This window comes from Peribacillus sp. NPDC096448, assembly GCF_044762675.1.
Classification (GTDB): Bacteria; Bacillota; Bacilli; order Bacillales; family DSM-1321; genus Peribacillus; species Peribacillus frigoritolerans_B.
Map to the genome: position 1 here is coordinate 14,667 of NZ_JBIWEU010000015.1, position 12,999 is coordinate 27,665.

The following is a 12,999-nucleotide window of genomic DNA, read 5'->3' on the forward strand; positions in this document are numbered from 1 at the left end:
TTAACCGATTAAATATGGAGATACAAAAAACAGTATAAGTTAGGTGGAAAAAATGATTATTTTGAATGAGTCCATTGTGTCGCCAATTCTTCTAAAGGTGTTAGAGGAACAGCGAATTCCAGTATTGGAACAAGGGCAATGGGGAGACACATTAACATCAGAAAAGTTAAACATTCAAAAGGATACAGAATTTTTCAAGTCCATGGAAAAGGACAAAAGAATTCTTGCAAACTCTGAAAATGGCATAACACTATTAGGTCATTTTCAACCGAATAGCAATGAATACATATGGTCAAAGTTTTTGAAGGATAAGAGTCAGGTGCGAAATTTGACGAAATCTTTATATCCTGACTTTTATTTCCAAAATATCGATTTATCCATAATAAGTGACCTGGATAAAAATCAAATACCGTATCCGGTAGTCATCAAACCCAATATTGGCTATTCCAGTGTAGGGGTGCACAAAGTCAAGAATGAGCAGGATTGGGATATAGCCGTGAACCAGCTTAAAGCGGATTTACTTCATTCGGATGGATTATATGATTCAGAAGTGGTCGGTTCCCAGGCCGTTTTAATAGAAGAGTGGATTCAGGGTGAAGAGTATGCCATTGACGGTTATTACAATCAAGATGGTGAACCGGTCATTTTGAATGTCTTCAAACGGTTATTCAAGGATGATTACGATACTTCCGATCGAATTTATTATACTTCGAAGTTGGCCATTAATGAAATCTATCATGAAGCACTGAAGTTCATGAAGAATATCCAAACGGTCCTTCCGCTTAGGAATTATCCTGTACACTTTGAAATTCGCAAAAAGGGAAACCGGGTGATACCCATTGAAATCAATCCCCTGCGTTTTGCAGGAGCGGGTACAACGGATCTAGGTTACCATGCCTATGGAATGAATATGTATGAACACTATTTTTCAGGAACGAAACCCGATTGGAATCGGATATTGGAAGAGATGGACGATCGAATATATAGCTTTTTCTTTGCAGAGGTCCCACTGGAAATAAGTCTGGAAGATGTTGCACGTATTGATCATGATGGACTTCGTCATGAATTCGAACATGTTTTGGAATATAGGCAGCTTCCTTTTCAAAAAGACCGTAGCATGGCAATCATCTTTTATAGAAGTGAGGATTTGAATAAAAACCTCCAATTGCTTCATTTGGATTTAATACCATATTTGACTATAAAACACCTGGTTTTCAACTAAGGGGGGCATGAAAATGAGATTTTCAAAGCTGAATCCTAAAAAACCTTTATTGGCAAAACTATTCTTGTTTTATATTATTCCTTTCGTGATTTTCGCAGGGGCCATGGGCCTTTGCTTTTCCTATATTACTAATAAAATGATCAATGAGAACGTCCTTCCGCAATTCGATGATCGCCTTTCTGAAAATGCCCACAGTTTAGCAGCGAGCCTCAATCCCACTTTGATAAACAATGCTTCCGAACGGGGCGAAGAGATTAAGCGGAAACTGGATGCCTTTGTTGAAGATAAAAAGGGAATTGAATATGTTTATGTTTTGAAGCGGGAGAATGATGCCGACATGATTGTAGCCTTGAGCGGCAGCGATGACTATATGGTGGAATCCCCCTTCACACCGGAACAGGCAAAATCGATAAATGGAAATGAAGACGTCTTAAGTGAAATATATAAAGATAAGTGGGGTACACACAAGTCGTACTTTACGCCAATCGAAGGAACGGACGCGATTGTCGGAATCGATATGGATGCAAAATTCATTGATGAATTGAAAAGCACAATGATATTCTATAATATCTTATTTCTTGCAAGTGCCGTTATATTAGGTGTGCTATGCGCCGTTGTCATCGGGAAAAAGATCTCGGGACCCGTCAATGAACTCGTTGGTTACACGAATGAAATGGCAAAAGGGGACTTAAGTAAGTCGATTCCCGTTAGCAGACAGGATGAGATTGGCGATCTGTCAAATGGATTCGAAGATATGAGATTAAGTTTGGCCCATATTATCCAGAATGTCCGTGAACACGCTCAAACGATGAATCAAACGACAGTTTCCATTCAGCGATCCTTTGAAGAGATGGTGGAATCCTATGGCCAGATAGTGACGGGGACAACGGAAGAAGCAAAAGCCTCGGAAGAACGTGCCCATCATATTGACCGAATTTCCAATATGATCAGTGACTTAACGGATACGATCCGTTTAATGAACGAGCAAACGAATGAAATGAATGAATTTACGATGCATGCGAATACACTTGCAGAACAAGGAAGTAAACAAGTGCAAGATGTAACGAACCAGATGGATAAAATCATGGAAAACGGCCAAGCGAATAAAGCCAATTTGGTAAGCCTGGAAGAGGATGTAGTGAAGATAAATGAAGTGATTGGTTTAATAAGGGTGATTGCTTCCCAAACGAACCTGCTGTCCCTGAATGCTTCCATTGAAGCGGCACGGGCGGGCGATGCCGGCAGAGGTTTTGCCGTAGTCGCTCAAGAGGTGCAAAAATTGGCTGTGCAAACAGATGAATCCATCGATATCATTTCAGAATCCATTATGCGGATTAATGAACAAACAGCCAAAGTCATTCAAAATAATGACGAGAGTTTTCAGGATATACTAAATGGTGTTTCCTTAGTGGAAAACAATGGCGAGATTTTCAATAAGATATTCGAATCCGTAGGGAAATTGCTGAAAGGCACAGAACAATTGGCCGTCCATTCGAAAAAAATCAATGAGTCTTCGGACGAAAGCCTGGCATCCATTCAAGAAATTGCGGCGATTTCAGAAGAAGGAGTCGCGACAACTGAGCAAATCTCGGCAGCTGCAATTCAACAAAATACCATAATGACTGGATTGAAGGACCAAAATGAAGATTTAGCAAAAGAATCGGCCATTTTAGAAGAAATGGTAGAAAAGTTCATTACCGAAAAATGAAATATATAAACATCTGCAAAAACTTCTCATTAACTTTGTTTTCGAGGTTTTTGTAGGGGTTCTATCTGAAACATAGTTGAGTGGAGCGGGTGTTCGAGGCTCCTGCGGGGAAGATCCCACTGGTGCTAAGGGCGCCGAGGGCGGACCTTCCGCGGAAAGAGATTGCCTGGAGGAAATGCTCCGTTTTACACTCCCTCAAAAAAATATAGCAATCTTAAATGATATCGAGTTTGTCTACAGTCTGAAACCTCTTTAACTTTGTATGCGGTTTTTGTTTGGATGAATGCATGTGAGTGTTCATGTTGGCTGAGGGCTGTAATAGATAGCCACTTTGGTTACTGTTTTTTTATCGAATTTAGAGAGTATTTAAAAATTGCTGGAAAAAAGTTTCCCCAAACTATTTGCAATCGCTACCATTTAATGTTATGCTTAGTCTTAATTATTTTTGTTCGGTACTAAGGATACTAAAAGTACTACTTTTCGTTTTCGATGATGACTTAGAGCAAGGATAGTAATACATTGTGCTTAGATGCACTAGGAGGCAACAACAATGGAACAAGGTAAAGTAAAATGGTTTAACGCAGAAAAAGGTTTTGGATTCATCGAACGCGAAAACGGAGACGACGTATTCGTACATTTCTCAGCTATCCAAAGCGAAGGTTTCAAATCTTTAGACGAAGGCCAAGAAGTTACTTTTGAAGTAGAACAAGGTCAACGCGGACCTCAAGCTTCTAACGTTCAAAAAGCATAATTTCAATAACAAAAAAAGGCGGATCCTTGTTATAGGGTCCGCCTTTTTTTGTTTTATGAAAATACATAACAAAAAACCCCGCTAAACGATAAGCAGGGTAAATGGTACAAGTAAAGTAAAACGCTTAAAAAGGTTTGACTAAGTATATCATAGTTTTTCTAAAAAATACTAAATTAAATATATTATACTTATCAAGGTAACGATAGGTAATTACTGAAATCATCGGATTGAAGGGGCGTAAAGGAATTTATGTCCCATCTTTTTTTTGCCTGAAGATTAGGGAAGAGAACAGCATGACCATTTTGTTCAAAAAGGGAAACAAAAAAACGATGGCCCACATATAAAGACATAAGGGCGCTTTCACTAACTTGGAGGAAGGAGAAAAGATTCCCATACATTCAAATATGGATTTGAATATTCAGGGTATTATGTTATATTATAATCAAACGAAGATTTGAATGAGGGTGTGAGAAGATGACGGAACTGAAAGATATATGTGATGTTCACCTGCATGATGAAGTGAAGGTCAATCGCATTCAAGAGGAAATGGGCCAGGTGGATATATCCAGCATGTCAAAGCTGTTTAAAGTTATAGGCGATGAAAATAGGGCGAAGATAGCTTATGCGCTCTGTACGGACGAGGAATTGTGTGTGTGCGATCTGGCCAATATCATTGGTGCTTCGATGGCGACAACGTCACATCATCTTCGTACCCTATATAAACATGCAATCGTAAAATACCGAAAAGAAGGAAAGTTGGCTTTTTATTCTTTGGATGATCACCATATTAAGCAATTGATTCTCATTGCATTAGAACATCAGCAGGAGGTAAGGGTCGATGGCTGAGTCCCCAATGAAAACATATCGTATCCAGGGTCTATCCTGCACGAATTGTGCGGCTAAATTCGAGAACAATGTCCGTGAACTAGAGGGTGTGAAGGATGCCAAAATCAACTTTGGGGCCTCGAAGATTTCGGTACAGGGCAGCGCTACCATTGAAGAGATTGAAAAGGCGGGAGCTTTCGATAACCTGAAGATCCGCGGTGAACAGGAACAGGTAACGCAAAAGGAACCATTTTGGAAGCAAAAAGAAAATATTAAAGTGGTGTTTTCGGTTATCCTATTGCTGGTCAGCTGGATATTGGATAATCGATATGCTGATGGAAGCATCATGCCGGTAATCGGTTATGCGGCAGCAATCATAGTTGGGGGATATTCATTATTTGTCAGTGGATTGAAAAACCTTGTAAGGCTTCGCTTTGATATGCACACCCTTATGACGGTTGCCATCATCGGAGCGGCCGTGCTTGGTGAATGGGGAGAGGGGGCGACCGTCGTCATCCTATTTGCGATAAGTGAGGTACTGGAAAAATATTCAATGGATAAAGCCCGTAATTCCATCGAATCATTAATGAACATCGCACCTAAAGAAGCCTTGATCCGTAGAGGGCATCACGAAATGATGGTTGCTGTTGATGAGATTGTAGTGGGCGACATCATGATCGTTAAACCGGGTCAAAAACTTGCAATGGATGGCCGGATCATGAATGGGGCCTCGACACTTAATCAAGCAGCCATTACTGGGGAATCCGAGCCGGTTTTTAAAACGGTTGATGGTGAAGTGTTTGCCGGAACCTTAAATGGTGAAGGGCTGCTCGAAGTGGAGGTCACGAAGCGAGTCGAGGATACGACGATTGCAAAAATCATCCACCTTGTTGAAGAAGCACAGGCCGAAAAGGCCCCTTCCCAAGCCTTCGTGGATAAATTCGCAAAATTCTATACGCCGGCCATCATGCTCATTGCCTTGGCCATTGCCGTATTACCCCCGATTGTGATGGACGGGGATTGGAGTGAATGGATTTACCGGGGATTGGCTGTACTGGTTGTCGGCTGTCCTTGTGCTTTGGTCATTTCAACGCCCATCGCCATCGTGACAGCAATCGGAAATGCTGCCAAACATGGTGTGCTGATTAAAGGCGGGGTCCATTTGGAGGAAGCAGGCGCCTTAAAGGCAATCGCGTTTGATAAAACGGGTACTTTAACAAAGGGCGTACCTGAAGTGACTGATTTCATGGTGTTATCTGATGTGTTGAATGAACAGGACGTGCTGGCTATCGCTGCTGCTTTAGAAAGCAGATCACAGCACCCCCTTGCCACGGCCATTCTTCAAAAGGCGGAAAACCACGATGTGGACTATCATTCTTTATTGGTGGAGGATTTTACTGCGATCACCGGTAAAGGCATAAAAGGGAAAATCAATCAAGGAATCTATTACATTGGTAAACCTCACCTTTTTGAAGAAGAGGCAGGTATGGTTTTCTCTGATGATGTGCTTAAATTAATCAGCGGCTATCAAAATACAGGGAAAACGGTGATGCTGCTTGGCGATCAAGTGAAGCTTCTGGCACTCATCGCGGTATCTGATGAAATAAGGGAAAGCAGTAAGGAAGCGATTCGGAAACTGCATGCTTTGGGCATTGAAAAAACGATCATGCTGACTGGCGATAATATCGGAACGGCAAAAGCAATTGGAGCGGCAGCTGGCGTTCATGAGATTGAGGCGGAGCTATTGCCGCAGGATAAATTGACCATCATCAAACGATGGAAACAAAAATACGATCGAGTGGCCATGGTAGGCGATGGTGTCAATGATGCCCCGGCTTTGGCCGCTTCCACGGTAGGAATCGCAATGGGCGGGGCGGGCACTGATACGGCCCTTGAAACAGCCGATATTGCCTTAATGGGTGATGACTTATCGAAGCTGCCTTATACTATCCGCTTAAGCCGTAAAACATTAAAAATCATTAAGCAGAACATCACGTTTTCATTGGTGATTAAAATCCTGGCCTTATTATTGATAGCTCCGGGCTGGTTAACACTTTGGATGGCAATTTTTGCCGACATGGGTGCGACGTTATTAGTTACATTGAACAGTCTTAGGTTATTGAGAATAAAAGAGTAGAATAATATGGGCTCCCTGGTGCATCTTAAGGTGCACCAGGGAGCTTTTATTTATAGCTTTCCAATTGTTTCATGTGAAACTTTGAAAAAAATTAATCGATCCTGTTATTTTTTTGTTTAATTTTATTAAAGGGCAGGAATCGTTATGCAAGTGATGCCTGGTATGCTACAATGTGGCTGTTTTAGGCAGTATGATAGGTTTGTTTAAGTATATTAAAGGGAGTAAGGTATGTACGGAAGGGATTTGAAATGATGGAATTACAGCAGAGGGCAATCTTGGTTGGAGTCAATCTCAACGGTCAAAAGGATTTTGAGTATTCAATGGAGGAATTGGCCAATTTAACGGAAGCATGTGAGGTAGAGGTTCTAGGGACCATCACACAGAATTTGCATCGAGTGAACTCATCACATTTAATCGGTACCGGGAAGATCGAGGAAGTAAAAAATCTCGTTGAGCATAAAGAAGCTAATGTCGTCATTTTTAATGATCAGCTTTCCCCTTCGCAACTTCGTAATCTGGAGAGGGATATGGATTGCAAGGTAATCGACCGGACAATCTTGATTCTGGATATCTTCGCGCATCGGGCGAAAACAAAGGAAGCACAGCTTCAGGTAGAAGTGGCAAAGCTGCAGTATATGCTCCCGCGTCTCGTTGGTTTAAGGGAGTCATTAGGGCGTCAGAGTGGCGGGGTCGGTACAAACAAAGGTGCAGGTGAAAAGCAGTTAGAGCTTGACCGCAGGAGAATCGAAGAAAATATAAGTGTTTTGAATAAAGAACTGGAAGAACTTGTTGCACATAGGCAAACGCAGAGGAAACAGCGGAAAAAGAATGCCATCCCTGTCGTATCCTTAGTCGGTTATACCAATGCAGGTAAATCTTCGATCATGAATGCACTGATTGAGATGTTCCATCCAAATGCCGAGAAGCAGGTGTTGGAGAAGGATATGCTGTTCGCTACGCTTGAGACGTCCGTCCGAAACATTCCGCTGCCGGATAAAAAGGAATTTTTATTGACGGATACGGTGGGATTTGTGTCTAAATTGCCGCATCATCTAGTGAAAGCATTCCGATCCACATTAGAAGAAGTGGTAGAAGCGGATCTGTTGATCCATGTTGTCGATTTTTCCAATCCTAATCATGAGCAGCAAATGGAGATAACGGAAAAGACTTTAAACGAGATAGGGATTAAAGGGATTCCGACGATTTTTGCCTATAATAAAGCGGACCTTACCGATTTGGATATCCCTCAGGTGAATCGTGGCTCTGTATATATGTCAGCAAAAAACAAAGTTGGCATCGAAGAATTGATAGATCAAATTCGCAAGCATATTTTTGTCGACTATACTCACTGTGAAATGCTGATTCCATTTGATCAAGGACAGCTGGTTTCTTATTTCAATGAAAATGGTCACATAACGGAAACGGAATATGAGGAAATCGGATATCGAATAAAGCTTGAGTGCAAGAGAACGGATTATGAGAAATATAAACGATACGTTATTCATCCGGAATGAACCTGCCTGTTGATAAATTGTTAACGGTTTGTTGGTAAGTGGAAAAGTCGATTCGTTAATGTGGATAACTTCTGGTGAAATGCCTCTGTTCTGCAAAAACAAAGAGAATAGTGCCGTATAATATGTGAATAAGTTGTGGATAAGAGTGAAAAGACCCAGGAAACCAAGATTTGCGTTTCTGGGCTTTTTGTTATGTGGACAAAGTGTTGATAAGTAGGTTTTCGGAACAAATCATCTAAAGAATATCGGTAAGTATGATGAAGAGTAAGTTTGAATGTAGAAAAATGACGATGTTTATCACTTATTGTTAGGAAATATAACATGAATATTACATATTGCATATTTAGCATCTGGAAACACTTTACACTTTGTATAATGTAACTTGCTTTTCAACATTATAAAATAAAGAATACTCAATTCTCAGATTTATCATCAGGATTTGGGTTTTTATGATTAGTAGGGGGGGCTCTTTGTGTTAGAAGGAAGCAGGGACCGAGGCGTGACCAGTGAGAGAATGATAGAAAATAATGAACAAAATAAGAGATTTTTGGCTGGGAAATCGCCATGACTTGTTAGGTGAAAAAATTGATGGAAACCATATTGGCAATGCTTTCAATCGTTTAAATATGAGGACAGTAGAGTTAATGCATGCAATTCCTCCCTTTTTATTTTTCGAAAATAAATGTTTGGAAGGAGAAATAGTGGATGAGTATGACGAGCCCGTTAAAAGGTGGTCTAGAGATTAACTTTCAGGAAGCGGAGAGGGGTTTATCCCCAAGGGAAGCTTTGGAAGAATCGAATCGATGTTTATACTGCTATGATGCCCCATGTATCCAAGCCTGTCCGACCGGAATAGATATTCCTGGTTTTATTAAGAAGATAGCTTCAGGTAATTTTAAAGGGTCGGCCAAGACAATCATGACGGCCAATCCTGTCGGTGCCAGCTGCGCGCGGGTATGTCCGACTGAAGAGTTATGTGAGGGGGCATGTGTCCTGAACCATTCTACAAAGCCGATCATGATTGGCAATCTCCAGCGTTATTCCACAGATTGGGCCATCCAAAATAAACAAGCCCTATTCAAGGCCGGGAAGAAGAATGGCAAAAAAGTTGCCATTGTAGGAAGCGGTCCGGCGGGTTTGTCTGCAGCAAGGGAGTTAGCCTTGCTTGGCTACAGTGTAACCATTTTCGAAGCTGAAAAGAATCCAGGCGGATTAAATACTTACGGAATTGTATCGTTCCGTTTACCTCAGAGCATTTCTTATTGGGAAGTTGAACAAGTAAAGAGTTTGGATGTTGATATTAAAACGAATACACGGGTCGGGGTGGATGTTTCCGCAAATCAGCTGACTGCCGACTATGATGCGGTCATTTTAGCGATCGGCATGTCCGATGTTCCTAAGCTTGGGATTGAAGGGGAGGATTTGGCTGAAGTTTATGATGCAATCGATTTCGTAAAGGCAACGAAAACAGGGGCAATCACTGATAAATTCATTGGGAAGAAGATGGCGGTAATTGGGGCTGGAAACACGGCGATCGATGCCGCGACCTGTTCTGTTCGCCTGGGCGCCGAACAGGTGAGCATTATTTATCGTCGTACCCAAAAGGAAATGACTGCCTATGATTTTGAATTTGAGTTTGCCAAACAAGAAGGTGTCGGGTTTCACTGGCTGACTGCCCCCTCCAGGATCCTATCGGATGAAAGCGGTCAGGTTACGGGTATCGAGTGCGTAAAGATGGTGCTTAGCGAGGCTGGTGAAGATGGCCGGCGCCGTCCAGTCCAAATTACCGGATCAGAGTTCGTCATACCGGTCGATGGGGTCATTCGTGCCATAGGCCAATCCAGGTATGTAGGATTGATTGAACAGTTCGGCATTCAACATGATGATGGCGTCGTAACATTGGATGGTGATTCCTACAGGACATCGAATGAAAAGATCTTTGCGTGCGGTGACGTGATCTTCGGAAAAGGCCAAGGTGAGGCAATGGTTGTTTCAGCTGCCCAGCAAGGGAAGAAGACAGCCTATGAAATTGACTCGATTTTGATGGGCGAAGCGGTGGATATTGCTTAAATAACTATGAAAAATAGGAGGCTTATCATGGCTGATTTATCAATTGATCTTGCAGGTATTAAATCTCCCAATCCTTTTTGGCTTGCTTCAGCACCACCTACTAATTCGGGTTATCAAGTCCAGCGCGCATTTGAAGCTGGATGGGGGGGAGCTGTTTGGAAGACATTGGGTGATCCCATCCTGAATGTCTCATCACGTTTTGCAGCGGTCAGTTTTAATGGACAAAGAGTTGCCGGGTTCAACAATATAGAATTGATTACGGATCGTCCGCTTGAAGTGAATCTGAAAGAAATATATGAAACGAAGAAGAGGTTCCCTGATCATGCAATCATTGCATCGGTGATGGTGGAGCCACAACAGGAAAAGTGGCATGAGATCATCAAGCGTATAGAAGATGTAGGGGTTGATGGTTACGAGTTGAACTTTGGCTGCCCGCACGGTATGGCAGAGCGTGGGATGGGAGCTGCTTCGGGACAGGTTCCCGAACTAGTGGAAAAGCAAACATACTGGGCGAAGGAAGCTGCATCCAAACCCGTCATCGTCAAGCTTACACCCAATATAACCGACATTACGGTTACGGCTGAAGCGGCGGTGCGCGGCGGAGCGGATGCAATAAGCATGATCAATACGATCAACAGCTTGGCAGGAGTGGATATCCATTCATGGAATACGATTCCCCATGTAGGCGGAAAGGGTGCTCACGGAGGGTATTGCGGTCCCGCCGTGAAGCCGATTGCTTTGAATATGGTGGCAGAGTGTGCAAGGAATAAAATGATCAATGTTCCCATTTCGGGAATTGGCGGCATTTCAAATTGGCAGGATACGGTGGAATTTTTATTGATGGGTTCGACGGGGGTGCAAATTTGTACGGCTGCCATGCATCACGGTTTTAGAATAGTTGAAGACTTGATCGATGGCTTGTCCAATTACCTTGATGAAAAAGGGATTTCCTCCGTGATGGATATTGTCGGTAAGTCCGTACCGCGCTATTCCGACTGGGGGAATTTAGACCTTAATTATAAGGTCGTTGCACGCATTGATAATGATGTGTGCATTAACTGCAATAAATGCCATATTGCGTGTGAAGATACATCCCATCAATGTATAGATATGTTAAAGGACGCGTCAGGCAGCTCCTTCTTGAGAGTGCGCGAAGAGGATTGCGTGGGCTGTAATCTTTGCTCGATCGTCTGTCCGGTAGATGGGGCGATCAATATGATCGAATTGACAAATGAATTACCGCCAATGACTTGGAATGAACGCCAATCGCTCCTTGGGGGCATAAGCAGTGAAAGTGTTGATTTCGTAAAATGATGGAGGGGTCGAATATGAAGAAAATCATTAAAAATGGAATGATTGCAACGGCTGCAGATACGTATCAAGCGGATATATTGATTGAAAATGAGAAGATTGCAATGATTGGCAAGGACCTGCCGGCTGAGGGAGCTGAAATCATTGATGCAAAATGCGCATATATTTTTCCGGGGGGCATTGATCCGCATACCCATCTCGATATGCCGTTTGGCGGGACAACGACAAAGGATGATTATGAAACGGGTACAATCGCTGCTGCATATGGAGGCACGACAACGATCATCGATTTTTGCCTGACCGAAAAAGGGGTGCCGTTAAAGAAAGCAATTGAAACATGGCATGAAAAGGCCCATGAAAAAGCGGCCATAGATTATGGTTTTCATTTAATGATCAGTGAGATTAATGATGATGTATTGGCTGAGTTGCCAAGTATCATCGATAACGAAGGGATTTCTTCCTTTAAAGTGTTCATGGCTTACAAGAATGTTTTTCAAGCTGATGATGCCACACTATACCGCACTTTGTTGCAAGCAAAGGAACTTGGCGCACTTGTCATGGTTCATGCTGAAAATGGTGATGTCATCGATTATCTTACAAAGCAGGCGCTTGCTGAAGGTAACACCGATCCAATTTACCATGCATTAACAAGGCCTCCGGAGCTTGAAGGGGAAGCAACTGGACGTGCAGCTAAACTGACGGAAATGGCAAATGGCCAGCTCTATGTCGTCCATGTCACCTGTGAAGATGCGGTTGAAAAGATCACTGAGGCAAGAAATAAAGGGGTGGATATATGGGGTGAGACTTGTCCGCAATATTTGGTTCTTGACCAGTCTTATCTTGAAAAGCCCCATTTCGAAGGATCAAAGTATGTATGGTCCCCGCCGTTAAGGGATAAGAAAAACCAGGAAGTGCTATGGAATGCTTTGAAAATGGGGCAGCTCCAAACGATCGGCTCCGATCAATGCTCTTTTGATTTTAAGGGACAGAAGGAACTTGGACGTGAAGATTTCACGAAAATACCGAACGGCGGCCCAACGATTGAGGATCGCATGAGTATCCTCTTTTCTGAAGGGGTCATGAAAGAGCGAATTACCTTGAATCAATTTGTCGACATGACCTCTACGCGCGCTGCCAAACTATTTGGATTATTCCCTAAGAAAGGGACGATTGCAGTAGGTTCGGATGCTGATATAGTCATTTTTGACCCGAAAGTCGAAAGGGCCATTTCTGCAGATACTCATCACATGGCTGTGGATTATAATGCGTTTGAAGGTATGGAAATTACGGGTGAACCGGTATCGGTTTTATCGAGAGGTCAATTCGTCATTAAAGACAAACAATTTGTAGGTGAAGCTGGAAAAGGACAATTCCTGAAACGGGCAAAATATAATGCGGCGCTGAAGCCGGATACCGGGAAAAAGCTTACAGTCTAACTTCGGTAAGGAATCTTGCAAATTA

The 12,999-nt window shown here is 42.5% G+C and carries 9 protein-coding genes; all 9 read left to right on the forward strand.

The window, feature by feature from the left end; translation table 11 throughout:
• Nucleotides 1–52: 52 nt before the first annotated feature.
• Nucleotides 53–1,222 (forward strand): ATP-grasp domain-containing protein, encoded by a 1,170-nt coding sequence (locus ACIQ0C_RS21635; protein ID WP_403063858.1) that lies wholly within the window; start codon nucleotides 53–55, stop codon nucleotides 1,220–1,222.
• Between the two features lie 13 nt (nucleotides 1,223–1,235).
• Nucleotides 1,236–2,930 carry a methyl-accepting chemotaxis protein gene (locus tag ACIQ0C_RS21640; protein ID WP_403063861.1) on the forward strand — a complete coding sequence of 565 codons (1,695 nt, stop codon included), beginning with the start codon at nucleotides 1,236–1,238 and terminating at the stop codon, nucleotides 2,928–2,930.
• 550 nt (nucleotides 2,931–3,480) lie between these two features.
• A complete protein-coding gene (locus tag ACIQ0C_RS21645) occupies nucleotides 3,481–3,681 on the forward strand; it encodes a cold-shock protein (RefSeq protein ID WP_034304915.1) in 201 nt (66 codons plus the stop codon).
• Nucleotides 3,682–4,155: 474 nt separating this feature from the next.
• Nucleotides 4,156–4,527, forward strand: a complete 372-nt coding sequence (locus tag ACIQ0C_RS21650; protein WP_053537069.1) for an ArsR/SmtB family transcription factor — start codon at nucleotides 4,156–4,158, stop codon at nucleotides 4,525–4,527.
• Nucleotides 4,520–6,643, forward strand: coding sequence for a heavy metal translocating P-type ATPase (locus tag ACIQ0C_RS21655; protein ID WP_403063865.1), 2,124 nt, complete (start codon nucleotides 4,520–4,522; stop codon nucleotides 6,641–6,643). Before ACIQ0C_RS21650 ends, ACIQ0C_RS21655 begins: the two co-directional genes overlap by 8 nt.
• A gap of 248 nt (nucleotides 6,644–6,891) precedes the next feature.
• The gene (hflX, locus tag ACIQ0C_RS21660; protein WP_403063868.1) at nucleotides 6,892–8,157 is read left to right on the forward strand and encodes a GTPase HflX; all 1,266 of its coding nucleotides are present in this window, start codon (nucleotides 6,892–6,894) and stop codon (nucleotides 8,155–8,157) included.
• A 711-nt stretch (nucleotides 8,158–8,868) separates the two neighbouring features.
• Nucleotides 8,869–10,227 carry an NAD(P)-dependent oxidoreductase gene (locus tag ACIQ0C_RS21665; RefSeq protein WP_403063946.1) on the forward strand — a complete coding sequence of 453 codons (1,359 nt, stop codon included), beginning with the start codon at nucleotides 8,869–8,871 and terminating at the stop codon, nucleotides 10,225–10,227.
• Between the two features lie 27 nt (nucleotides 10,228–10,254).
• Nucleotides 10,255–11,541: an NAD-dependent dihydropyrimidine dehydrogenase subunit PreA gene (preA, locus tag ACIQ0C_RS21670; protein WP_403063871.1), complete on the forward strand. Its 1,287-nt coding sequence runs from the start codon at nucleotides 10,255–10,257 to the stop codon at nucleotides 11,539–11,541.
• A gap of 14 nt (nucleotides 11,542–11,555) precedes the next feature.
• A complete protein-coding gene (gene hydA, locus ACIQ0C_RS21675) occupies nucleotides 11,556–12,974 on the forward strand; it encodes a dihydropyrimidinase (protein ID WP_403063874.1) in 1,419 nt (472 codons plus the stop codon).
• The last annotated feature ends 25 nt before the right edge of the window (nucleotides 12,975–12,999 follow it).

Coding starts and splice junctions, on each gene's coding strand:
- ACIQ0C_RS21645 (WP_034304915.1), top strand. CDS start 3,481: ATGGAACAAGGTAAAGTAAAATGGTTTAACGCAGAAAAAGGTTTTGGA.
- ACIQ0C_RS21635 (WP_403063858.1), top strand. CDS start 53: ATGATTATTTTGAATGAGTCCATTGTGTCGCCAATTCTTCTAAAGGTG.
- ACIQ0C_RS21655 (WP_403063865.1), top strand. CDS start 4,520: ATGGCTGAGTCCCCAATGAAAACATATCGTATCCAGGGTCTATCCTGC.
- hflX (WP_403063868.1), top strand. CDS start 6,892: ATGATGGAATTACAGCAGAGGGCAATCTTGGTTGGAGTCAATCTCAAC.
- ACIQ0C_RS21650 (WP_053537069.1), top strand. CDS start 4,156: ATGACGGAACTGAAAGATATATGTGATGTTCACCTGCATGATGAAGTG.
- preA (WP_403063871.1), top strand. CDS start 10,255: ATGGCTGATTTATCAATTGATCTTGCAGGTATTAAATCTCCCAATCCT.
- ACIQ0C_RS21640 (WP_403063861.1), top strand. CDS start 1,236: ATGAGATTTTCAAAGCTGAATCCTAAAAAACCTTTATTGGCAAAACTA.
- hydA (WP_403063874.1), top strand. CDS start 11,556: ATGAAGAAAATCATTAAAAATGGAATGATTGCAACGGCTGCAGATACG.
- ACIQ0C_RS21665 (WP_403063946.1), top strand. CDS start 8,869: ATGACGAGCCCGTTAAAAGGTGGTCTAGAGATTAACTTTCAGGAAGCG.